The sequence below is a fragment of the Arthrobacter oryzae genome (assembly GCF_003634095.1).
GTDB classification, from domain to species: domain Bacteria; phylum Actinomycetota; class Actinomycetes; order Actinomycetales; family Micrococcaceae; genus Arthrobacter; species Arthrobacter oryzae.
Map to the genome: position 1 here is coordinate 35,090 of NZ_RBIR01000007.1, position 22,381 is coordinate 57,470.

Annotated in this window: 17 protein-coding genes and 1 tRNA gene; 5 read left to right on the forward strand and 13 right to left on the reverse strand. The window is 68.1% G+C overall.

What is annotated here, in order from left to right; translation table 11 throughout:
- Positions 1–132: 132 nt before the first annotated feature.
- Positions 133–2,760: a trehalase-like domain-containing protein gene (locus tag C8D78_RS14715; RefSeq protein WP_120954621.1), complete on the forward strand. Its 2,628-nt coding sequence runs from the start codon at positions 133–135 to the stop codon at positions 2,758–2,760.
- Between the two features lie 57 nt (positions 2,761–2,817).
- On the opposite strand, the gene C8D78_RS14720 is transcribed toward C8D78_RS14715, so the two are convergent.
- From C8D78_RS14720 to C8D78_RS14740, 5 genes are all read right to left on the reverse strand, one after another.
- Positions 2,818–4,041 carry a GmrSD restriction endonuclease domain-containing protein gene (locus tag C8D78_RS14720; protein ID WP_244208422.1) on the reverse strand — a complete coding sequence of 408 codons (1,224 nt, stop codon included), beginning with the start codon at positions 4,039–4,041 and terminating at the stop codon, positions 2,818–2,820.
- Between the two features lie 225 nt (positions 4,042–4,266).
- A complete protein-coding gene (locus tag C8D78_RS14725; protein WP_120954622.1) occupies positions 4,267–5,388 on the reverse strand; it encodes an FAD-dependent oxidoreductase in 1,122 nt (373 codons plus the stop codon).
- A 53-nt stretch (positions 5,389–5,441) separates the two neighbouring features.
- Entirely contained in the window at positions 5,442–6,368 is a 927-nt protein-coding gene (locus C8D78_RS14730) for an AEC family transporter (RefSeq protein WP_120954623.1), read from the reverse strand.
- 187 nt (positions 6,369–6,555) lie between these two features.
- Complete coding sequence (gene panD, locus C8D78_RS14735; protein WP_208641969.1) at positions 6,556–6,984, reverse strand: aspartate 1-decarboxylase; 429 nt, start codon at positions 6,982–6,984, stop codon at positions 6,556–6,558.
- Positions 6,985–7,094: 110 nt separating this feature from the next.
- Complete coding sequence (locus C8D78_RS14740) at positions 7,095–8,054, reverse strand: LysR family transcriptional regulator (protein ID WP_120954624.1); 960 nt, start codon at positions 8,052–8,054, stop codon at positions 7,095–7,097.
- A 139-nt stretch (positions 8,055–8,193) separates the two neighbouring features.
- Between C8D78_RS14740 and C8D78_RS14745 the strand changes: the two genes are divergently transcribed.
- Positions 8,194–9,657: an amino acid permease gene (locus C8D78_RS14745; protein WP_120954625.1), complete on the forward strand. Its 1,464-nt coding sequence runs from the start codon at positions 8,194–8,196 to the stop codon at positions 9,655–9,657.
- A gap of 242 nt (positions 9,658–9,899) precedes the next feature.
- Entirely contained in the window at positions 9,900–13,415 is a 3,516-nt protein-coding gene (locus C8D78_RS14750; RefSeq protein ID WP_120954626.1) for a proline dehydrogenase family protein, read from the forward strand.
- Positions 13,416–13,572: 157 nt separating this feature from the next.
- Here the strand turns inward: C8D78_RS14750 and C8D78_RS14755 are convergent, their stop codons facing one another.
- The gene (locus C8D78_RS14755) at positions 13,573–13,851 is read right to left on the reverse strand and encodes a hypothetical protein (RefSeq protein ID WP_244208423.1); all 279 of its coding nucleotides are present in this window, start codon (positions 13,849–13,851) and stop codon (positions 13,573–13,575) included.
- A gap of 459 nt (positions 13,852–14,310) precedes the next feature.
- Positions 14,311–15,165, reverse strand: coding sequence for a LysR family transcriptional regulator (locus tag C8D78_RS14760; RefSeq protein WP_120954756.1), 855 nt, complete (start codon positions 15,163–15,165; stop codon positions 14,311–14,313).
- 141 nt (positions 15,166–15,306) lie between these two features.
- On the opposite strand from C8D78_RS14760, the gene C8D78_RS14765 reads away from it, so the two are divergent.
- Entirely contained in the window at positions 15,307–16,680 is a 1,374-nt protein-coding gene (locus C8D78_RS14765) for an MFS transporter (protein WP_120954628.1), read from the forward strand.
- A gap of 108 nt (positions 16,681–16,788) precedes the next feature.
- On the opposite strand, the gene C8D78_RS14770 is transcribed toward C8D78_RS14765, so the two are convergent.
- From C8D78_RS14770 to C8D78_RS14775, 3 genes are all read right to left on the reverse strand, one after another.
- Complete coding sequence (locus C8D78_RS14770; protein WP_120954629.1) at positions 16,789–17,949, reverse strand: N(5)-(carboxyethyl)ornithine synthase; 1,161 nt, start codon at positions 17,947–17,949, stop codon at positions 16,789–16,791.
- Complete coding sequence (locus tag C8D78_RS19740; protein ID WP_167467922.1) at positions 17,946–18,095, reverse strand: hypothetical protein; 150 nt, start codon at positions 18,093–18,095, stop codon at positions 17,946–17,948. The genes C8D78_RS14770 and C8D78_RS19740 overlap by 4 nt, the downstream gene beginning before the upstream one ends.
- A gap of 102 nt (positions 18,096–18,197) precedes the next feature.
- A tRNA-Gly gene (locus C8D78_RS14775) sits at positions 18,198–18,271 on the reverse strand.
- 343 nt (positions 18,272–18,614) lie between these two features.
- On the opposite strand from C8D78_RS14775, the gene dcd reads away from it, so the two are divergent.
- On the forward strand, positions 18,615–19,190 hold the full coding sequence (dcd, locus tag C8D78_RS14780; protein WP_120954630.1) for a dCTP deaminase: 576 nt from the start codon (positions 18,615–18,617) through the stop codon (positions 19,188–19,190).
- A gap of 28 nt (positions 19,191–19,218) precedes the next feature.
- Here dcd and C8D78_RS14785 read toward each other — a convergent pair whose 3' ends face one another.
- Genes C8D78_RS14785 through C8D78_RS14795 form a run of 3 tightly spaced genes read right to left on the reverse strand, consistent with a single transcriptional unit; the run spans position 19,219 to position 22,343 of the window.
- On the reverse strand, positions 19,219–20,415 hold the full coding sequence (locus C8D78_RS14785) for a cation:proton antiporter (RefSeq protein ID WP_120954631.1): 1,197 nt from the start codon (positions 20,413–20,415) through the stop codon (positions 19,219–19,221).
- A gap of 5 nt (positions 20,416–20,420) precedes the next feature.
- Complete coding sequence (locus tag C8D78_RS14790; protein ID WP_120954632.1) at positions 20,421–20,903, reverse strand: cation:proton antiporter regulatory subunit; 483 nt, start codon at positions 20,901–20,903, stop codon at positions 20,421–20,423.
- Positions 20,904–20,942: 39 nt separating this feature from the next.
- A complete protein-coding gene (locus C8D78_RS14795) occupies positions 20,943–22,343 on the reverse strand; it encodes an MFS transporter (RefSeq protein ID WP_120954633.1) in 1,401 nt (466 codons plus the stop codon).
- Between the last annotated feature and the right edge of the window lie 38 nt (positions 22,344–22,381).

Genomic DNA, 22,381 nt, shown 5'->3' on the forward strand with positions numbered 1-22,381 from the left:
GCGGCGGGCAGACGTTACACAGTTGCAACAGCCGTGACACCGCAGCGAAATCGGCCCCGGGGGATACTGGAAGAGCGTCCTTCGCGGACGATTCTCATGCAGGCATTGGGGACTACCCGAAGGACGGCTCCCATGCCCACTCCGTTCAACCAGTCGCTCGCGGACTCCGCACTGCTGACCAAATCACTGCCGCTGGGGCTGCTCCGGGCGTTTGTGCAGACGGACGCCGCCGACGACGGGCTGACGCCGCAGTTGCTGGCCGAGCTCAAGATCCTGGCCCGCACCCCCGGGCTCCTGGTGGCGTGCAACTACGGGGGAACTCTTTGCACCGCGGAAGGAATCTCGACGGAGACCCTGCCGCTGGCCAGCGCGGCGATCGCGCTCCGTGCGCTGGCCGCCCTGCCGAACACCCACGCCGCCGTCATTTCCGGCCGGTCCCTGCGCGACCTCGCCGCAGTCTCACGCCTGCCCGCCGAGGTGCATCTGGTGGGCTCGCACGGCGCGGAGTTCGACATGGGCTATGCCCACAGCCTCTCGCTGGCCACCGAATCCGTCCTCCAGCAGGCTCAGCAGGCGCTCGCCGAAACGGTCGGGGCCTACCGGGGCATCAGCATCGAGCGCAAGCCCGTTGCGGTCTCCGTCCACACGCGGTCCGCCGCGAAGGACGTCGTCGACCTTGCCGCCCGGCAGGCAGCGCGCATTGCCCAAGAGGCCGGGCTGCACTTCATTGTGGACGGCTCGGTGCTGGATCTTTCGGTCGTCGAACCGTCCAAGGCTGCGGCCATGGAGCACCTGCGCTCCGTGCTCGGGGTCAGTGCCGCCCTCTACGCGGGCGACGCCTCCAGCGATGAGCTGGCCATGGCGACGCTGCGCGGGCCGGACATGGCCTTGCGCGTGGGGGAGGGGCCCACCGTGGCCGGCCACCGGCTCCGGGACCCGGAGTCCTTCGCCCGGGTCCTGGCGATCCTGTTCGAACTCCGGCGGGCATGGCTGTTTGGCGAGGACGCCGTCGGCCTGGAACGGCACTCGATGATCGGCAACGGCTCCGCCACCGCCCTGATCACGCCCGACGCGAAGATCTGTTGGATGAGCCACCCGCTGCCGGACTCCGGGTCGCTGTTCGCCCATCTGCTCGGCGGTGATGCGGCCGGCCACTTCTCCGTGGAACCGGTGAAGTCCTCGCAAGTCCTGGGCCAGCGCTACGTGGACAGCACCATGATCGTCGAGACCCGGTGGGCCGACGTCACGGTGACGGATTATCTGGAGCCGGCACCGGAAGGGATCACCAGCCTGGTGCGGGTGCTTTCCGGCACCGGCACGGCCCGGATCGTGTTCGCCCCGCGGCCGGACTACGCGAACGCACCGTTCAGCATGGAGGCCCGCGGAACGGAACTGCACGTGGTGGGAACCGCCGATCCCATCATCCTGCTGGCGCCGGGTGTGACGTTCTCCATCACCTCGGACGGCCGCCACGCGACCGCCACCGGCGAGGTCGACCTGCGGGACGGCCCGGTGGTCCTGAACCTGCGCTGCGGCGACACGGAACCGCAGCCCGCGGTGCCGGACGACGAAACCGGGCGCCGCTCCGCCGTCGCCCATCATTCGCGGCGCTGGGTCCATGAGCTGCAAATGCCGGGCGTCAAACCGTCCCTGGTCCGCCGGTCCGCGCTAGTGCTGCGGGCCTTGGTCCACGAACCCACCGGCGCCGTGCTGGCCGCGCCCACCACCTCGCTGCCGGAGGGAATCGGCGGGACCCGGAACTGGGACTATCGGTACTGCTGGCTGCGGGACGGGTCCATGACAGTCAACGCCCTTGTGGACCTGGGCTCCACGGCTGAGGCGGAGGGCTTCCTGGCCTGGCTGGGCCGGATCCTGGCCCACGCGCCGGGCCCGGAGTGGCTGCGCCCGCTGTATTCGGTGACCGGGGCGCCGCTGTCCACCGAGGCCATCATCGAGAGCCTGCCCGGCTACGCAGGATCGCGCCCGGTCCGGATCGGCAATGCCGCCGACCATCAGGTGCAGCTGGACGTCTTTGGTCCGATTGCGGAGCTGATCCACGCCCTCAGCGCCCGCCTGGGCGTGCTCTCCGACGCGCACTGGGAACTGATGGTCCAGATGGCCGCGGCCGTGCTGGCCCGCTGGCATGAGGCGGACCACGGCATCTGGGAGGCCAGGCGGGCGCCGCGGCACCACGTCTATACGAAGGTGATGTGCTGGGTGGCGCTCGACCGGGCCCTGCGCACGGCCGCCCGGCACGGCCGGGACCCGCTGCCGGCCTGGGAATCCACGGCCGCCACCATCCGGGAGGATGTCCTGCGCGAAGGCTGGGACGAGACGGCGTCCTCCTATACGGTGGCGTACGACAGCCCGGACCTGGACGCGGCCGTGCTGCACATCGGCCTCTCCGGCCTGCTGGACGTCAACGACCCCCGTTTTCTGGACACCGTCACGGCAGTGGAGCGGGAACTGCGGGTGGGACCTACCGTGTTCCGGTACCGGTACGACGACGGGCTGCCGGGCCTGGAGGGCGGCTTCCACATCTGCACCACGTGGCTGATCGAGGCGTACGTGGCGGTGGGCCGGATCGAGGAGGCCTGGGACCTCTTCGACCAGCTGGTCAACCTGTTCGGGCCCACGGGCCTGCTCCCCGAGGAATACGATCCCGGCACTGAGACCCACCTGGGCAACCATCCGCAGGCATACTCGCACCTGGGCTTCATCCGCTGCGCACGGCTCCTGGACGCACACCAGAAGAACTGATCGGCAGCTCACGCCCGGAGCGGCCCCGGGGCAACGGCACAGCGGAAGGGCAGCCGGCTACTCGCAGCCGATGCCGTCACCGTCGCGGTCCAGCTTGCTGCTGTACCCCGGCTGGCCGGCGTGGATAGGCGCCGCGCCGGCGGCCCGGACCGCGGTGCAGTTCGCATAGTAGACCGCAGCCGGGGGCGCCGGCGCGGGAGCGGGAGCCACCCGGGCCGGGGCCGGGGCGGGCACGGCGGCCGGCGCGGGCTGGGGTGCGGGTGCGGCTTGCGGGGGAGTGCCGGCCGGCTGGCTGGTGGGTGCCAGGGCGCCCGGGCAGTCCGAGAGGACCCGGACCATGGCGTCGTGCTCGGCCCGTGTCACCCACAGCCCGTAGCTGGATTTCACCGAAATCTGGCGGGCAACGTAGCTGCAGCGATAGGACCGGTTCGGCGGCAGCCAGGTGGCGGCGTCGCCGTCGCTCTTCCTTTGGTTGGCCGGGCCGTCCACCGCCAGCAGGTTCAGGGGATCATTGGCGAAGGACAGCCGCCGGGCGGCACTGAGCTGCTGGGCGCCCTTCTGCCAGGCGTCACTGAGAGCCACGACGTGGTCGATCTGAACCGCGGAGCTGGTGGTGCTGCCGCGCAGGAACTTGATGGCGGCGGCCGTGTAGGGGTCGTTCAGGACGCCGGAGAGCACCACGCAGCCGCGGGTCCCCGGCTTGAGCGCAAGGGTCTTGAGGTCGCGGCGGAGCACGTCATTGCGGGTATCGCAGCCGTTGTGGTCAACATCGGCCCAGGCCGGGCCGAACTGGGCGCGCGAGTAGCCGGTCTTCGGTGCACGGCCCTTGACGGGCAGCGTCGCCAGCACCTGGAGCGCTTTGCCGGCGACGGCTGACTGCCCGTGCTGGGCGCCGCCGCCGGAGACGTCGATGCCGGGGGCGGCGGCGGTGGTCGTCGGGGAATCCAGCGGAGTGCTGTCCGCGCCGGTTGACGGAGCTTCGGGGGCCGTGCCCGTTGAGGGAGCAGCGGCGGCCGTTCCCGGGCGGACGACGCCGGTCCCGGACGCCGGGGTGCCGGACGCCGTGGTCCCGGACGCGGGGGTGCCGCACGCCGACGTCGCCACAAGCAGCACCCCGGCCACGCCGCGGACGATCCAGTCCACCGCGCCGAACTTCCGGCGGCGGCCGTCCCGGGCTTGGGTGGTGCCTGAATCGGTCGTGCCTGCTTTGACGCTGCCTGCTTTGACGCTGCCTACATCGGGGGTGCCCGGTTCGACGCTGCCTGATTTGAAGCTCTGCAATTCTTCCCCCAGTTCATGCTGTTGCCCCGGGGATCCGCGGGGCGGCTTAAGACCGGTCCCAGCCTACCGGCGCACACACCAACGCGGGGTCACATCGCGCCCATGCGGCGGCCCGGGATGGGCGCGATGTGACCCCGCGTTGCTCTGGAGGGGCAGGGGAACCGCAGGGGGCAGGGGAACCGCGGGAGGCAGGGTACCCCCGGGAGGCAGGGCGCCCCCCGGGAGTCAGGGGCGGGAAGCCGAGAAGATGGCCGGCGCGCCGCCGTCGCCGGTGGCCAGATCGGCCAGGATCCTGCCCACGGCGGGCGTGAACTTGAACCCGTGCCCGGAGAAGCCGGCGCCGATCACCACCGGGCCGATCCGGTCCAGGACAAAGTTCTCATCCGCGGTGGTCGTGTAGGTGCAGCTGATGTCGGTGAGGGAGTCGGCGTCGACCCCCGGCAGCCAGTCGCGGGCGTAGCGCTGCAGGGCTGCCCGCTGCCCGGGCTCCGGGGCGAAGGTCCGCCGGTCCGGGTCCACCACGGGGCCGGTCCCGTGCCACCCGGCCTTGATTCCCTCGCCCGGAGTTTGCATGCCGTAAACGGGGGAGCGCCAGTATGCGTACGGGTTCCCGTGGCCCGGCATGTGGTTAAACCCCGGCCACAGGGCATGGGCGTCCGTGACGGCGAAGTGAGCGGGCTGTTCCTGGGTGACCGTCAGCCGCGGCAGGGGTGCCACCCCGGCGAGCAGCTTCGTGGTCCAGCCGCCGGCGGTGACCACGGCCTGCCTCGCGGAGAGCACCTCGGACCGGCCGTCGGACTCGACCGTGAGCCGGACGCCGTCGTCGAGGACTTGAAGCTCCAGGACCTTGACGTGATGGCGGATCTCGGCGCCAAGGCCGGCAGCCAGGCGCTGCATTGCCGGCAGCGCGGCGTCCGGGTTCAACTGGCCGCCGTCCGGCATGTGCAGCACGCGCTGATCGAACCTGATGCCCCGCCAGCGCGCGGCCGCCTCCTCGACTGAGAGGAACTCCGCGCGGAGTCCGGCGGCCAGCAGCGCGCTCCGGATCGCGGGCAGCCGGGGGTCGGGGCCATGGTTGACGACGCCGGTGCGGGCCAGCAGGCGCTCGCCGCTGTCCGTTTCGAGCTCGTTCCACAGCCGGGCGGACTCGGCCAGCATGGCGACGTAGTCCGGATCCGCGTAGCCGGGATTGAAGTTCCGGGTGGCGCCGTGGGAGGCGCCATTGCGGTGGCCGGGCCCGAACTGCTCCAGCAGGGTTACGTCCCGGCCGCGCCGGGCAAGCGCCCAGGCCGCGGCGGAGCCCATCGCACCGCCGCCGATGACCGCTGTGTCCAAGGTTGTTCTCATGGGTCCTCCTCCGGGTTGGTGCCGGCCCGCCCGGCAGGATCGAGCCAACGGAATCAAGCCAGCAGCAGGGCCACGCCGATCATGGCCGGCACAGCTACCACCGTAGTGATCAGCACGGTGTCCTTGGCTACTGTGACGCCGGTACGGTAACGACTGGCCGCGACAAACACGTTTTGAGCGGTGGGCAGCGCCGCCGTGACGACCGCCGCGAACAGCGCCTGCTCGTGCATGCCGAGGGCAAAGCGGGCAAACAGGTAGGCCACCAGCGGGTGGACGATCAGCTTGAAGAAGCTCGCCAGCAGGCTGTCAACCCGGCGCCCGGTGGCCGCCTGCAGCGGTTTGGAGCCGTTAAGGCTCATGCCGAACGCGATCAGCATGGCCGGGATGGCGGCCCCGCCGATCAAATGAATGGGCTCCAGGATCAGCGGGGGCACCTGCCAGCCGGTCCCGGCCACCACGAGGCCCAGCGCGGAGCCCACGATCATCGGGTTGCGCAGGATCATGAGGACGAAGCTCAGGGGCGTGGTCCGGTGCGAACTCGTGGTGGCATCCAACGCCATGAGGAACATGGGGGTGAAGAAGGCCAACTGAAATATGAGCAGGGGCGCCACGTAACTGGCATCGCCGAGCACAAAGACGGCGATGGGAATGCCGAGGTTGGCCGAGTTGGCCAGGGACGCGCTCATGGCGGAGATCAGGGCCTCCGGGACCGGGCGCTTGAGCGCAAAGCGCACGATGCCAAAGAACAAGACCGCCGTGATCAGGGCTCCGACGGCCGTCACGAGCAGCGGCGCGGCAAAGACGTCGTGCAGCTTCGCCTTGCTCAGCGTCTCGAACAGCAAGGCCGGGCTCGCCACAAAGAACGTCAGGGCGCTGAGGACGTTGCGGGCGTTCTCGCCCAGGATGTTGCGCCGGCCCACGAACATGCCGACCAGGATGATGGACCAGACGACGAAGAAGCCTGCCAGCACCCCTAGCACGCGGTCCTCCGCGGCGGGGCGGGAGCGCGGCGGGCAAAGGTCACCGCTCCAGAGTAATCAGCTTTATTCCACGGGGCGCCCTATTACGCCCGACGGCGTGCGGGCGCGTGTTATGCGCGCAGGTCCGGTTCACACCGGCGTTCACATCGCAGTTCACACCGTCTGGGGCGGGCGGGGGCTGCCGGCGCTAGTTGAGCGCGGCGTTGTTCAGCGAGTGCGGCGGGCGCAGGAGACCCGGGGTCATTCCCTCCGCGGGGTCGTTGCCGATCTGGACAATCCTGTTGTCCTGATCCACGTGGACCACCTTGGGGTTGTACGCCTTCGCCTCGTCCGTGGTCATCTGGGCGTAGGTGATGAGGATGACGATGTCGTTCTCGTGCATCAGGTGGGCGGCGGCGCCGTTGATGCCGATCACGCCGGAACCGCGTTCGCCGGCAATCGTGTAGGTCTCGAGCCTGGCGCCGTTGGTGACATCGACGATCGCCACGAGCTCGCCGGGGAGGATGTCGGCGGCCTCCAGCAGATCCAGGTCCACGGTGACGGAACCGACATAGTGAAGGTCCGCGTGCGTGACCGTCGCGCGGTGGATCTTGGATTTGAATATTGTGCGATTCATAACGTCAACAGTCTAACGCGGGGCCGCCGCGGGCGCTGTGGCCCACTGCACACGCGGCAGCCCGCCCAGGCATGCGGCCGCAAGCCGGGGCAGCCGGAATACCGGGCCCGTCACGCAGTCCGGTCAGAGCGGTCCTCCGGTCCCGGATTCAACGCGCCGGCCGCCGTCGCCGGAACGATGGACGCCGCCGTCGCCGCCAGAATTTCCCGGGCCGCCAGGAGCGCCGGTCGCTTGGCACTGGACCGCCGCACCGAGGTGAACACCGTCCGGTGCGGATCTCCGGGGAGGTTCAGGAGCTGGGCGCTGGTGCCGCGGCCGGTCCAGACGAGGTCGGGCATCAGGGCCACCGCGTTCCCGGATTCGATCAGCCGGATCTGGGCCTGGAGGTCGGCGGTTTCAAAGCGGACGTCGGGCTCGAATCCGGCGCTCCGGCAGGCCTGCTCGGCCCAGTGCCGGGAGGCCGCCCCGCGGGGCTCCATTACCCAGGGCAGACCGGCGGTGTCCGCCAGCGTTCTGATGGCGGCGCGTTCCGGGGCGGAGGGCGGAACGGCGAGCCGGATGGCGTCGCTGGTCAGGGCCACGCGGTCCAGCTCGGCGTAGTGGGGAGCGGCGTGGCCCGGATACTGTTCGGCGATCACGAGGTCGAAGTCCCGGGCCCAGGTCTCGTGGAGGGCTGTTTCCGGTTCCCGCTGGGTCATTTCCACGCGGACTTCCGGGTAGCTGGCGGACATCCGTGTCAGGGCCCCGGGCATGAGGGCCAGCGCGGCGGACTGGAACACCGCGATGCGTACCGTGCCCGTCACCGTGGTCAGCGACGCGGCCAGGTCCGCCTCTGCCTGCTCCAGGGTCTCCAGGAGCTGGGACGTATGTGCCACAAGGACCTCGGCCTGCGGGGTCAGCTGGACCCGGCGCCCGGTCTTGCGGAGCAACTCGACGCCGGCTTCCTTCTCAAGCAGGGCCAACTGCTGGGAGACCGATGATGGGCTGTACTGAAGGGCTTCGGCGACCTCGGCCAGGGTGCCCCGGATCTTCAGTTCGCGGAGCAGGCGCAGCCGCCGGACGTCGAGCATCGCTATTCCCTTGTAAATCTAATGGAAATTGATTAGGAAAATTCACTTTATCTAATGCAACGAGGCTTGCATACTGTCTCTTACTGAGTAGCCCGTCACGGGGCGGATTGATGGGCGCAACCCTATGTAGGAGACCCTGATGAGCTCGAAGGATTTGTCACAGTCGATCATGCGGCGCAAGCCCATCGACGACATTGAAGAAGAAAACAAGCACAGCGGATTGCACCGGAGCCTCGGGCTCTGGCAACTGACCGCCATCGGCGTTGGCGGCATCATCGGCGTCGGCATCTTTTCGCTCGCGGGCCTGGTTGCCCACGGCAGTGCAAGCGAACCCGGCGTCGGCCCGGCCGTGCTTGTCTCGTTCCTGATCGCCGGCCTGGCGTCTGCCGCCGCGGCCCTGTCCTACGCCGAGTTCGCCGGCATGATCCCGCGCGCAGGGTCGGCCTACACCTACGGCTATGTTGCCCTCGGCGAGGTGATCGGCTGGTTCATCGGCTGGGACCTGCTGCTGGAGTACATCGCCATCGTGGCCGTGGTGGCCATCGGCATCTCGGGCTACTTCGACGCCTTCCTCGCCGGCATCGGGATCCACATGCCCGCCTGGATGACAGCGACGCCGGATGAGGGCACGGGCGGCATCGTCAATGTTCCCGCCATCCTCGTCTGCCTGCTGGTGACCTGGATCCTCTCCCGCGGCACTAAGACCTTTGGGCGCTTCGAACTGGTCGCCGTCGTCATCAAGGTGGTCCTGATCCTGTTCATCATCGGCCTGGGCATCTTCTACATCAACACCAAGAATTACGACCCCTTCATGCCCAGCGGCTTCGGCCCCGTGGTGGCCGGCTCCGCCACGGTGTTCTTTGCCGTGTTCGGCTACGACGCCATGAGCACCGCGGCGGAGGAGGCGACGGACGGCAAGAAGCACATGCCGAAGGCCATCATCTACTCGCTGATCATCGCCATGCTGCTCTACGTCGCAGCCACCCTGGTGCTCACCGGCATGCAGCACTACACGGAAATCGACCCCAAGGCCGGCTTCGCCTCCGCCTTCAACAGCGTGGGCCTGCCGGTGATCGCGACGATCATCTCCGTGTTCGCGGTCCTGTCCATCCTCACCGTGATGCTGACCTTCCTGCTCGGCTGCACCCGCGTCTGGTTCTCGATGAGCCGGGACGGCCTGCTCCCGGGCTGGTTCTCCAGGACCGACCGGAACGGCACGCCGCAGCGCGTGACCTGGATCGCCGGGGGCGCGGCCGCCATCCTGGCCGGCATCCTCCCGATCAAGGCCGTTGCGGACCTGACCAACATCGGCATCCTGGCCGCGTTCGTCGTCGTCTGCACCTCGGTCATCGTGTTCCGCTACAAGAAGCCGGACGCCCCGCGGACCTTCCGGCTGCCGCTGATGCCGGTGGTTCCGGCGTTTGGCGTGCTTGCCTCCGCCTTCCTGATGCTCCAGCTGCACTGGGAAACCTGGCTGCGGTTCGTTGTCTGGCTCATCATCGGGCTCATCGTCTACTTCACCTACGGCCGCAAAAACTCGCTGATGAACCCGGACAGCCCGCGGCACGAAGAGATTGTGGAGATGCACCGCCCCCTCGCCTGACGGCACTTCCCGCCCCGCCCCCGTTGCGCTAGCGCTCATGGCCCTCAAATCCTGTGGATGCCGTAAGCGATAGCGCAATGGGGGCTTAACCGGCGGGGTGGTTTCCGAACGTTCGGACGGGATCGTTAAGCATCGGTTTTCCTAACCGGTATTGCTCAGAAAACATCGCTTTATCTTATGAAAATCCGGTCGCATACTGATTCATAAGAGGTCCACATTTTGAGAAAGAACGAGTTCCAGCCATGACCAACATCTCCACGGAATCCGGCGCGACCACCGGCAAAGAAGCCACGCACGCCGCCGTCTCGGAAGGCTCGACGGTCCTTGAAGCCGCAGCCCTGGCCGAGGACACCATCGCGCTGGTGCGCCACTGGCTCACCGAAGCCGCCAAGGTCCCCGCCGACGCCTCGGCCGAGCAGCTCGCCGGGGTCCTGAAGGACCCCAACGGGCTGGACTTCACGGTCGGGTTCGTCGACGGCGTCGTCCGTCCGGAAGACCTGCAGGTCGCCGCCCGCAACCTCGCCGCACTTGCCCCCAAGGTCCCGGCGTTCCTGCCCTGGTACATGCGCAGCGCGGTCCGCCTCGGCGGAACCATGGCTCCGATCCTGCCGCAGGTGGTCATCCCGGTTGCCCGGCGCGTGCTCCGTGAGATGGTGGGCCACCTCATTGTGGACGCCACCGACGCCAAACTGGGCCCGGCCATCGCCAAGATCCGCAAGGACGGCATCAAGCTCAACGTCAACCTGCTCGGCGAGGCGGTCCTCGGCGAGCACGAGGCGTCCCGCCGGCTGGAGGGCACCCACGCCCTGCTGTCCCGCCCGGACGTGGACTACGTTTCCATCAAGGTCTCCTCGACGGTGGCCCCGCACTCGGCATGGGCCTTCGACGAGGCTGTGGAGCACGTCGTGGAGAAGCTCACCCCGCTCTTCACCCGGGCGGCGTCCTTCCCCAAGCCGAAGTTCATCAACCTGGACATGGAGGAGTACAAGGACCTGGACATGACCATCGCGGTCTTCACCCGGATCCTCGACAAGCCCGAATTCAAGGACCTCGAGGCCGGCATCGTGCTCCAGGCCTACCTCCCGGACGCCCTCGCCGCCATGATCCGCCTGCAGGACTGGGCCGCCGCCCGCCGCGCCGGCGGCGGTGCCGCGATCAAGGTCCGCGTGGTCAAGGGCGCCAACCTGCCGATGGAGCAGGTGGAAGCCTCCCTGCACGACTGGCCGCTCGCGACGTGGAACACCAAACAGGACTCGGACACCAACTACAAGCGTGTCATCAACTACTCGCTGCACCCGGACCGGATCCGCAACATCCGGATCGGCGTCGCCGGCCACAACCTCTTCGACATCGCCTTCGCCTGGCTGCTGGCCAAGCAGCGGAGTGTGGAGTCCGGAATCGAATTCGAGATGCTGCTCGGCATGGCCCAGGGCCAGGCCGAGGCCGTCAAGAGGGACGTCGGCTCGCTCCTGCTCTACACCCCGGTGGTCCACCCCGCTGAGTTCGACGTCGCCATCGCCTACCTGATCCGCCGCCTCGAAGAGGGCGCCAGCCAGGACAACTTCATGTCCGCTGTCTTCGAACTCAGCGAGAACGAATCCCTCTTCGAGCGGGAGAAGCAGCGCTTCCTTGGCTCCCTCGCCAAGCTCGACGACGAAGTCCCCGGCCCGAACCGCCGGCAGAACCGCGCCCTCCCGGCCGCGCCGCTGCCGCGCGACTCGTTCGAGAACACCCCGGACACGGACCCGTCGCTGCCCGCGAACCGCGACTGGGGCCGCGCTATCCTGGGCCGCGTGGCGACGTCCACCCTGGGCAACGCCGCCGTCGAGGCAGCCACCATCAACGACGAGGCGACCCTGAACGCGGTCATCGACACCGCCGTCGCGAAGGGCAAGGCCTGGGGCGCACTCTCCGGCGCCGAGCGCGCCGAGATCCTGCACCGCGCCGGCGACGTCCTCGAAGCCCGCCGCGCCGACCTCCTCGAGGTCATGGCCAGCGAAACCGGCAAGACGATTGACCAGGGCGATCCCGAGGTCAGCGAGGCCGTCGACTTTGCGCACTACTACGCCGAATCAGCCCGCAAGCTCGACGACGTCGACGGCGCCACGTTCGTCCCGTCCAAGCTCACCGTCGTGACGCCGCCGTGGAACTTCCCGGTCGCCATTCCCGCCGGCTCCACCCTGGCCGCCCTCGCCGCCGGCTCCGCCGTCGTGATCAAGCCAGCCAAGCAGGCCCGGCGCAGCGGTGCCGTGATGATCGAGGCCCTCTGGGAAGCCGGCGTCCCGCGCGACGTCCTCACCATGGTCCAGCTGGGCGAGCGGGAACTCGGCCGTCAGCTGGTCTCCCACCCGGCCGTGGACCGCGTCATCCTGACCGGCGGCTACGAGACCGCCGAGCTGTTCCGCTCCTTCCGCAAGGACCTGCCGCTCCTGGCCGAAACCAGCGGCAAGAACGCCATCATCGTCACCCCCAGCGCGGACCTGGACCTCGCGGCCAAGGACGTGGCGTACTCCGCGTTCGGCCACGCCGGCCAGAAGTGCTCCGCCGCGTCGCTGGTGATCCTCGTCGGCTCGGTGGCCAAGTCCAAGCGCTTCCACAACCAGCTGATCGACGCCGTCACCTCGCTGAAGGTCGGCTACCCGGAAGACCCGACAAGCCAGATGGGCCCGATCATCGAGCCCGCCAACGGCAAGCTCCTCAACGCCCTCACCACCCTCGGCGCGGGCGAGACCTGGGCCGTGGAACCGCGCAAACTCGACGACACCGGCAAACTCTGGAGCCCGGGCGTGCGCTCCGGCGTCCGGCGCGGGTCCTACTTCCACCTCACCGAGTTCTTCGGACCGGTGCTCGGCGTCATGACCGCCGAGACCCTCGAGGAAGCCATCGCCATCCAAAACCAGATCGACTACGGCCTCACGGCGGGCCTGCACTCGCTCAACAGCGAGGAACTGGGGATCTGGCTGGACACCATCCAGGCCGGTAACCTCTACGTAAATCGTGGCATCACCGGCGCGATCGTCCAGCGCCAGCCGTTCGGCGGCTGGAAGAAATCCGCCGTCGGCGCCGGCACCAAGGCCGGCGGACCGAACTACCTCGTCGGTCTCGGCGAATGGGTCAGCAAGCCCAGCACCGCAGACGCCCCGGCCAGCGCTCCCGCCCACTCGGGAGTCCGCCGGCTCGAGGACGCCGCCAAGGGCTTCCTGACCGCCGACGAACTCGCGCCGCTGCAGCGGGCACTGGCCTCCGACGCCCGGGCCTGGGCCGAGGAGTTCGGCACCGCCAAGGATGTCTCGGGCCTGAGCGCCGAACGCAACGTCTTCCGCTACCGCGCGCTGCCCGTCACGGTCCGCCTCGCGGAAGGCGAGCGGCTTGCCGGCCTGGTCCGGACCGTGGCCGCCGGCGTCCTTGCCGGATCCGCCCTCACCGTCTCCACCGCCATCGAGCTGCCCGCGCAGCTGCGCGCGGTCCTCTCCGGCCTTGGCATCGCCGCCACCGTCGAAAATGACGCGGACTGGCTGGCCTCCGCCGGCACGCTCGCCGCCGCCGGCAAGCTCTCCGGCGCCCGGATCCGACTGATCGGCGGGGACGCCAAGGCGCTGGCCGAGGCCACGGGCGGCCGCCCGGACCTGGCGGTCTACTTCCACCCGGTCACCGAAGCCGGGCGCGTGGAACTGCTGCCGTTCCTGCACGAGCAGGCCATCAGCATCACGGCGCACCGCTTCGGCACGCCCAACCACATCTCGGATGATCTGATCTAGCCGGGGGCTGCCAAAACCCTGGCCCGGGCGTGCTAAAACGCCATCGCCGCCGTGCAAGCACCGAGAGGTGCGGGCACGGCGGCGACGGCGTTAAAGGGCGAAGGCGTTAAGGCGTCCTGCGGCAGGTCGTTATCTGAGTCGGCTATCCGGCGCGCGCCTAGCCGAAGTACCAGCCCGGCGGGACCCAGGAGGCAGGGACCGCGTGGGCGGAGAAGTCGTCGCAACCCGAGCAGAAGTAGGTGACTTCGCCGAGTTTGCTGACCGAGCCGTCCCTGCGGTGCGTGGCCGGGACGAAGGTCTCAAGGTAAATGAACTCGTCCGTGCCGCAACGTTCGCAATACGGACTGGCGACATATTCGGACTCCGCCAGAGTGGCGGGCCGGATGCCCCGGCGGTCCGGGCCGGCATGCTGGGCGGGGCCGGCATGCTGAGCCATGCCGGCGTGCTGCACGGCGGGCCCGGCGTGGTGCATGGCCGTTGCCGGGTGCGCTGGCGCGATTACCGGATGGACGGCCTTCGATGGACGGACTGAAGCGGGGACGGGGATGCGTGAATGGTTAAGGGCTGGCATCATTGACGGCCTATCCCGAACACCTTGGCGCCAGCCATGCGGCATCAGCGCCGACAGCGTTCGATTTTCGAATCGTTGTCGTGGGCCTCTGCTTGACCTCGAACAGTAGATCTTAGGTAGTGTCAGGATAGATGAAGTACTTGCATCGTTCAATGGTCAAGTAAGTAGTCACCTCCGTACGGGTAGCCCTTCGCGTAAGTACCTAGGGGGACCGACGCCGCGCCGCGGCCCGCCCGGACCGGCTGCCGGACCGAGCGCGGCGTGGCCCAAGCCGAGGCTCAGGGCGGGCCGTGGGCGCCGGCGGGCGCAGGCTTCAGCCGGGGCTCAGGCCGGGCGCTTCAGGGTCCGGCCCACGATCGCCTGGGTGAGGGCATCGATCACCTCGGTATTGGCCAGGGGATTGCGAATGAGGGTGAAATCCACATCGCCCACCGGCGGCAGATCGAACCGGCGGGTGATGATCTTCAGGTCCTCAGGCACCAGGGAGGACGGCATGACCGCCACCCCGATCCCGGCCCGGACCGCGGCCAGTACGCCGCTGATTTGCCGCGTGGTGCAGGTGATCCGCCAGGTCCGGCCGGTGGACTCAAGGGCGTCGATCGCAAGCTTGCGGCTAAGGCTGGGCGAGGGATAGGCAATCAGCGGAACCGGATCGGCAGGATTCAGTGTGGTCTGTTCCAGGCCGACCCAGGCGAAGGCATCCTGCTGGACCACGGTCCCGTCTTTGGCCCCGGCAACCCATTTCACGAAGACAAGGTCCAACTGGCCGGCGTTCAGGCGCTTGTAGAGCTGGTCGCTCTGGCCCACCGTGAGCTCAAGGTTGATCTGCGGATAGATCTGCCGGAACTCCCTGAGGATCCGGGGCAGCCCGGTGATGGCAAGATCGTCGGCCGTGCCGAAGCGCAGGCGCCCGCGCATGGCGGAGCCGGAAAAATAGCGGGCGGCGGCGTCGTGCGCGGCGAGGATGCTCCGGGCAAACCCGGCCATGGCGTCACCGTTGTCCGTCAGCCGCACGTCCCGGGTGTCCCGGGCAACCAGGACCCGTTTGGCGGCGGACTCCAGCTTGCGGACGTGCTGGCTGACCGTGGGCTGGGCCAGGCCGAGGCGCTCTGCGGCCTTGGTGAAACTCAGGGTCTCGGCGACGGCCAGGAACGAGCGGAGCTGGGCGGGTTCGAACATGGAGGTCTCCCGGATCAGGCGCCGCGGACGGTGCATTGCATTTTGTAATGTGAGTTATGCGAAGAATAGTCTTCCATAATCTCTTGGGGCCAGCCTAGCGTTAAGACCATCCCGCTCACCCGCTCTTTTGAGGACTTTTCTGTGGCACCCCCTCCGCCGCTAGAGGCGAACACAGCTACCTTGCCCGACTCCATCACCCAACCAATCGCCGTCGTCAACGGGCGCCTGCCGTGGCGCCACACATTCATTTCGCTGAAGATCCGCAACTTCCGCATCTTCGCGATCGGGCACTTCATCGCCGTGGTGGCGCTCTGGATGCAGCGGATCGCCCAGGACTGGCTGGTGTTGCAGCTCTCCGGTTCCGTCACCGCCGTCGGCGTCACTGTGGCCTTGCAGTTCCTGCCGTCCCTGTTCCTCGGCCCGTGGGCAGGGATGATGGCGGACCGCTTCGCGAAGCGGAAGATTCTCATGCTGTGCCAGTCAGCGGCCGCAGTCTTGGCCGCTACCCTTGCCGTGCTGGCACTGAGCCAGCGGATCGAGGTCGGGCATGTTTATGCAATCGCGCTGATCCTGGGCCTCGTGACCGTCCTGGACCAGCCGGCGCGCCAGGTGTTCGTCAACGAACTGGTCGGACCCGGCTACCTGCGCAACGCGATCAGCGTCAACTCCACGATCTTTCAGCTCGGTGGCCTGATCGGTCCGGCGCTGGCCGGACTCCTGCTGACCGCCGTCGGGGCGGGGTGGGCCTTTGCCGCCAACGCGGTGGCCTGCTGCTTCACCGTGACCATGCTCCTGAGCCTGCGCAAAGATCAGTTGCAGGTCAGCGTTCCGGTTCCCAAGCGCCGCGGCATGCTGCGGGAAGGGCTGAACTACGCGCTCAGCAAGCCGACGATCTACTGGCCCTGGCTGATGGCAGGGTTCGTCGCCGTGTTCGCCATGAGCCTGCCGGTGCTGCTGGCCGCCTTCGCCGACCACGTCTACGACGCCGGTGCCGGCGGCTATGGCCTGCTGAACACCCTCGTGGCGCTCGGGGCGCTGGCCGGAGCAATTACCTCCACCCGGCGGCGCGAGCTGCGGTTGCGCTCGGTGGTCCTGGGGGCCGGGATGTACGGGCTCATGCTGTGCCTGGCATCCCTGGCGACGTCCATGCCCTGGTTCGGGGCGGCCATGGTGCTGGCCGGCTTCTGGTGCCTGATGTTCCTCACCGCTGCCAACCAGCTGGTCCAAGTCAGCGCCAACCTCGCTATCCGCGGGCGCGTCATGAGCCTGTACATCATGGTGCTGATAGGCGGTCAGGCGATCGGCGGCCCGATGATCGGGTGGCTCGCCGAGCACGCGGACCCGCACACCGCTGTCCTCGTTTCCGGCGGGGTGCCGCTGCTGGCCGCCGCGACAATCGCCGTCGTTCTGGCGCGCCGCGGGCAGCTCATGCTGAAAGTGGATCTGAAGGACCGCCGCCGGTTCCTGCGGATCGTCCCGAGCCAGGGCCGGCGGCAGGAAACCGCTACGACTTAGCCTTTTCGCGCCGAAATAGGACAGCCGCTGCGTGGATCCACGCAGCGGCTGTCCAATTTCGTAGCGGATACCCGGGATCGGTGCAGAAACCCGGGAACCGCGGAAACCCTAGCCCGCCACGGGCAAGTGCGGGTACTCGGGCTCCCGCTTCTGGAACTGCAGCACATCGGGGTTCTGGACCACGCCGTCGCGGATTTCGATCGCGCGGCGGATGGTCTCGTTCGCGGTCCACGCCTCGGGGCCGGCAAGCACGGTCTCGAGGAACGGCAGCAGGGCCTCGCTGATTTCCCAGCTGGAGGAATTCCACAGGTAGGAGGGGCTGTGGTCCACGGCGTAGTAGTCGATGTGGTCCCCGACCTTGAACATCGGTTCGGCGAAAGTGGTCGTTTTCGCCCAGCTGAAGCCCATGCCCTCATCGCAGGATACGTCCACGATCAGGCTGCCGGGACGGAAAGCGGCCAGGTCCTCGGTGCGCAGGTAGGTCAGTGGCGCGTTGGGGTCCTGCAGGGTGCAGTTGACCACGATGTCGCGCTCGGCGAGGAACGGCGCCAGCGGCACGCGCCCGCGCTCGGTGATGACCTCGCTGAGGAACGGCGCCTCGTTGTCGTGATCGAACTGCGCGATCCGGACCGAGTGGATGGGCGAGCCCACCGCGGCAACCCCGCGGTTGGTCAGCACCTGCACGTCGTGGACGCCGTGGGCGTTCAACGCGGTCACGGCCCCGCGGGCGGTTGCCCCGAAGCCGATCACGACGGCGCTCAACCGGCGGCCGTAGTCGCCGGTGGATCCCGTCAGTGCCAGGGAATGCAGCACGGAGCAGTAGCCGGCGAGCTCGTTGTTCTTGTGGAAGACGTGGAGGCCGAAGCCGCCGTCGCTCGCCCAGTGGTTCATCGCCTCGAAGGCGATCAGCGTAAGTTTCTTGTCGATTGCCAGCTGCGTGATGGCCCGGTCCTGCACGCAGTGCGGCCAGCCCCAGAGGACTTGCCCGTCCCGGAGCTCGGCCAGGTCTTCGGGCTGCGGCTTGGGCAGCAGGACGACGTCGGCGTCGGCCAGCAGCTCCTGTCGCGGTGCGATGCGCCCCACGAGCGGCGCGAGCTCGGCGTCGGAGAGCCCGAATCGCTCGCCGTAGCCTTCCTCGAGGATCAGCCTGTCCCGGATTTCCGGCGCGATGCGGTCCAGATGCAGGGGGTGGATGGGGAGGCGCCGCTCGTCGGGTTTCCGGGTGGTGGCGAGGATGCCCAGGGTGAGGTGGTTCGAGGAACCGGTCACTTCTTCTTGGGGCTCGCCGTCTTGGCGGCCGTCACCTTGTCCAGGGAGCTGGCCGGCGCTGATGCGGCCCTCTTGTCAGCGCGCTTTTCCTTGATGGACTTGCCGGCTTTTTTGGATGCTGCTTGACGGGGGGACTTGTCAGCCATGATTGCTCCTGTAGCGGAACCGAAGAGGTTCCTGACTTCTGACCATACAGGTAGCAACCTAATGGGAGCCGTGGCGGAGCGGCATGGAGTCAAGGCGGGGATTGGAGCGGCTGACGGGAATCGAACCCGCGTATCAAGCTTGGGAAGCTAGCGCTCTACCATTGAGCTACAGCCGCAGTGGGGCCAGCCAGCGTGCTGGACTTTGCCCCGGTGAAACAACGAGATTTACATTACCCCAGTCTGGCGGCGTCGTTGAACACCTCCGGTGGTGAAATCGTGGACCGGCCGGTCCACGGGGCGCGGATCCCCCGGGCAGCGGCGGGCAGCGGCTTGGCCGGACGCGGCGCCGCAACGGTTCGCGGGGCATCTTGGCCGCAGGGGTGCGCGGGCCGCAGGCGCCCACCCCGAAGATATGTCAGCCATGGAATATACGCTGCGTGAAATATCCGGTGAAGTCATACAAGGTGGCTGCGCCCGTCAGTGCGGCCCGGCATGGCGCCGTGCGGTATTTTTGACCTTGTGCTGATCTCTGACCGCGACATTCGAACCGAACTCGACTCCCAGCGGATTGTCCTTGAACCGTTCGACCCTGCCATGGTCCAGCCGTCCTCCGTGGACGTCAGAATCGATAAGTTCTTCCGTCTGTTCGACAACCACAAGTACGCTCACATTGATCCGGCCGAGGAACAGCCCGAGCTGACCCGGCTGGTGGAGGTGGAGCCGGGCGAGCCGTTCATTCTGCACCCGGGCGAGTTCGTCCTCGGCTCCACGTACGAGACCGTGACGCTTCCGGATGACATTGCGGCGCGCCTCGAGGGCAAGTCCTCGCTGGGCCGGCTCGGGCTGCTGACGCACTCGACGGCGGGGTTCATTGATCCGGGGTTCTCCGGCCACGTCACGCTGGAGCTGTCCAACATGGCCACGCTGCCCATCAAGCTGTGGCCGGGCATGAAAATCGGCCAGCTGTGCTTCTTCCGCCTTTCCTCGGCAGCGGAGCACCCCTACGGGTCCGGGGAATACGGCAACCGCTACCAGGGCCAGCGCGGCCCAACTGCCAGCCGCAGCCACCTGAATTTTCACCGCACCGACATTTAGGGGCGGGCCGGCGCAGTTCCTGGCGGCTTCAGGCCGGGCCGGAGGTCCGGTAGGCCGGCCGCCTGACCGGACGGCGGAATAGCCGGACGATCGGTTCCACGAATCGAGCGGCCAGCGGCCCCGCGATCGCCATGATCAGCACGTAGGCCGTGGCAAGGGCCGCCAGCTCCGGTGGCACCACGCCGGAGGCGACGGCCAGGCCGGCGATGACGATGGAAAATTCGCCGCGCGCAATGAGTGCGGCCCCCGCCCGGAAACGGCCGGGAATCCCGATCCCGGCCCGCTTGGCCGCCCAGACGCCCGTGACCACCTTGGTGGCCGCGGTGACTATGGCCAGCAACAGCGCCCAGCCGAGGACCGGGGGGATGGACCGAGGGTCGGTGTTGAGGCCGAAAACCACGAAGAAGATCGCGGCGAAGAGGTCCCGGAGCGGCTCCAGGACGCGCGTGGCGCTGTGGGCCGTGGCCCCGGATATCGCGATGCCGAGCATGAACGCGCCCACCGCCGCGGAAACCTGCATGGCGGCCGCGAGCCCCGCGACCAGCAGGGCGGCGCCGAGCAGATTGAGCAGGAAGACCTCGGAGTTTTCGCTGTGCACGGCCTTGGAGACGTGGTGGCCGTGCCGCAGCGCCACAACCAGGACCAGGCTGACGACGGCCAGGGAGATGCCGACGGTCTGCAGTCCCAGCACGATGCTGACGCCGGCCAGCGTGGCGGTCAAGACGGGCAGGTACACGGCCATGGCGAGGTCCTCGAAGACCAGGATGGAAAGGACCACCGGGGTCTCCCGGTTGCCGATCCGGCCGAGGTCGGTGATCACCTTGGCCGCGATCCCGGACGACGAAATATAGGTCACCCCGCCCATCACCATCGCCCCCACGACGCCCCACCCCAGCATCAGCGCGAGGCCCGCCCCGGGCACGAAATTGAGCAGCAGATCCAGGACGCCCGCCTGCCAGGACCGCCGCAGCCCGGTGACGAGCTCGGCCGCCGTATATTCCAGACCAAGCATGAGCAGCAGGAGGATGACGCCGATCTCCCCGGAAAGGTGCGCGAACTCGTGCATGCCTTCGAGTTTGACGAGGCCTCCCGCGCCGAAGAACAGGCCGCCCACAAGGTAGAGGGGAATCGGAGACATCCCGATCCGCCCGGCCAGTCTGGCCAGCAGACCGAGGCAGAAGACGACAGCCCCCAGCTCGATCAGGGTCAGGGCGAGCGGATCCATGCCGCTTATCCGTTGCGGAGGATGCTGGCCGCCGTGTCCAGGCCTTCTTGCGTTCCCACCGCGATGAGGAGGTCACCGGGGTGGAGCACGACGTCGGGCGCCGGCGAGGGCAGGACCTCGCCTTCGCGCATGATGGCCACGATCGACACTCCGCTGCGGGTGCGGATGCATGCCTTGCCCATCGGCTGGTTTTGGAAGGGTGACTCCGCGCTGATCGAAAACTGGCGGGTGACAATGCCGGGGACTTCCCGGTGGGCTTCGGAGAGTTGCATGGCCAGGCGCTGGCCGCCCAACAGGTTCCCCAGGGCGGCCGCCTCGTCCGCGGTCAGCGGGACCGAAGCCAGGCAGGTGTCAGGATCGTCCCACGTCGAGACAATAAGCTCCGTCTGGCCTTCCCGGTATTCGACGACGCCGATCCGGCGTCCCGAGGCAGTCATGAAGTCCTTGCGCCGGCCGAGGCCGGGGAGGTCCGTTTCATCCACGTTCATATCCTCAGCCTAGTGCTGGAGGAGGAATTTCGGACGTCCTTAGGGCCGGGGGAGAACCGCGATTTCAGTCCGGTCCGGTGCCTTGACCGGCAGGAGGACGAGCAGGCCCGCCAGGAGCACCGCCATGATGCCGGCGATGCCCCACCGCTGGGCCTCCCCGGTGGCGACGAGCGGGGTGGCGACCGTGATGCACAGGGTGAACAAGGCCGGGGCAAGGAAGCTCACGGCCCGGCCCGTGGTGGCGTAGAGGCCGAAAAGCTCGCCGGATTCGCCATGCGGGGCGAGCCGGGCGAGGTAGGCGCGGGAGGAGGACTGGGCCGGCCCCACGAAGAGGCAGAGCAACAGCCCGAAGGTCCAGAAGGTGGTGGTCCCGGCCCAAGTGCCGCCGAGGAATTCGTAGGTGGCGTTGCCGAGCCACAGGATGGCGCTGCCGGCGAGCAGCAGCCCGGCCAGGGACGCGATGATGACGGCCTTGGGCCCGATCCTGTCATCGAAAAAGCCCCCCAAGATGGCGCCGACGGCCGCCACGACGTTGCCGAAGATCGCGAAGAAGATGACGTCCTTGAGTTCGAAGCCAAAAGTTCCGGCCGCGATCACGCCCCCAAAAGTGAATATCGCGGCCAGGCCGTCCCGGAAGATGGCGGACGCGAGCAGGAAGTAGATGGTGTGCGGGCTGGTCCGGTAGATCGCCCTGATCCGCCGGACAAGCAGGCCGTAGGAGGCGAAGAAGCCCAGCCGTGGGCTGTCCTCCGCGCGGGGCAGTTCCGGCACGGCGAAGAGCACTGGGAGGGCGAAAATCAGGAACCACAGGGCCGAGAACACGGCCACCAGGCGGATGTTGAGGCTGTCCGCCGTGGAGGCGCCAAACCAATCGAAGCTGGGCTGGACGAAGAGCTGGAGCACAATCAGCAGCGCCACGATGCCGCCGAGGTACCCCATGCCCCAGCCGAAGCCGCTGACCTTCCCGATGTTCCGCGGGGTGGAAATCTGGGCGAGCATGGCGTTGTAGTTGACCCCGGCGAATTCGAAGAAAACGTTGCCCAGCGCAATCAGCGTGACGCCGAGGACCAGGAAGTCCGGCCGCGGGAAGACAAAGAAACACAGCCCGGTCAGGAGCGCGACGGCGGCCGTGTTGACGCCCAGCCACAGCTTGCGCCTGCCGCCGGTATCCGACCGCTGCCCGGTGACGGGCGCCAGGAGCGCGATGGCCAGCCCGGCGACGGCCAGGGCGGTGCCGAGCACCGCCGAGGCCTGGTCCTCGCCGCCGAATGATTTGGAGGTCAAATAGACGGTGAAGACGAACGTTGTCATGACGGCATTGAAGGCTGCCGAACCCCAGTCCCATGCCGCCCACGCCAGGATGCGGCCCTTGTGCGAGACGGGACTTCCCGATTCCAGTTCGGACGACCCTCGCGTGGCCTCGGCGGCGGCAGTGTTCATAGCCTGAATGGTAGCGGCCCAAGGTGCCCGCTGACCGT

Excerpts from the sequence above, each read along its gene's own strand:
- C8D78_RS14715 (WP_120954621.1), top strand. The coding sequence starts at position 133 with ATGCCCACTCCGTTCAACCAGTCGCTCGCGGACTCCGCACTGCTGACC.
- C8D78_RS14725 (WP_120954622.1), bottom strand. The coding sequence starts at position 5,388 with ATGAGAACAACCTTGGACACAGCGGTCATCGGCGGCGGTGCGATGGGC.
- panD (WP_208641969.1), bottom strand. The coding sequence starts at position 6,984 with ATGAATCGCACAATATTCAAATCCAAGATCCACCGCGCGACGGTCACG.
- C8D78_RS14740 (WP_120954624.1), bottom strand. The coding sequence starts at position 8,054 with ATGCTCGACGTCCGGCGGCTGCGCCTGCTCCGCGAACTGAAGATCCGG.
- C8D78_RS14745 (WP_120954625.1), top strand. The coding sequence starts at position 8,194 with ATGAGCTCGAAGGATTTGTCACAGTCGATCATGCGGCGCAAGCCCATC.
- C8D78_RS14750 (WP_120954626.1), top strand. The coding sequence starts at position 9,900 with ATGACCAACATCTCCACGGAATCCGGCGCGACCACCGGCAAAGAAGCC.
- C8D78_RS14755 (WP_244208423.1), bottom strand. The coding sequence starts at position 13,851 with ATGGCTCAGCATGCCGGCCCCGCCCAGCATGCCGGCCCGGACCGCCGG.
- C8D78_RS14760 (WP_120954756.1), bottom strand. The coding sequence starts at position 15,165 with ATGTTCGAACCCGCCCAGCTCCGCTCGTTCCTGGCCGTCGCCGAGACC.
- C8D78_RS19740 (WP_167467922.1), bottom strand. The coding sequence starts at position 18,095 with ATGGCTGACAAGTCCCCCCGTCAAGCAGCATCCAAAAAAGCCGGCAAG.
- C8D78_RS14785 (WP_120954631.1), bottom strand. The coding sequence starts at position 20,415 with ATGGATCCGCTCGCCCTGACCCTGATCGAGCTGGGGGCTGTCGTCTTC.
- C8D78_RS14790 (WP_120954632.1), bottom strand. The coding sequence starts at position 20,903 with ATGAACGTGGATGAAACGGACCTCCCCGGCCTCGGCCGGCGCAAGGAC.
- C8D78_RS14795 (WP_120954633.1), bottom strand. The coding sequence starts at position 22,343 with ATGAACACTGCCGCCGCCGAGGCCACGCGAGGGTCGTCCGAACTGGAA.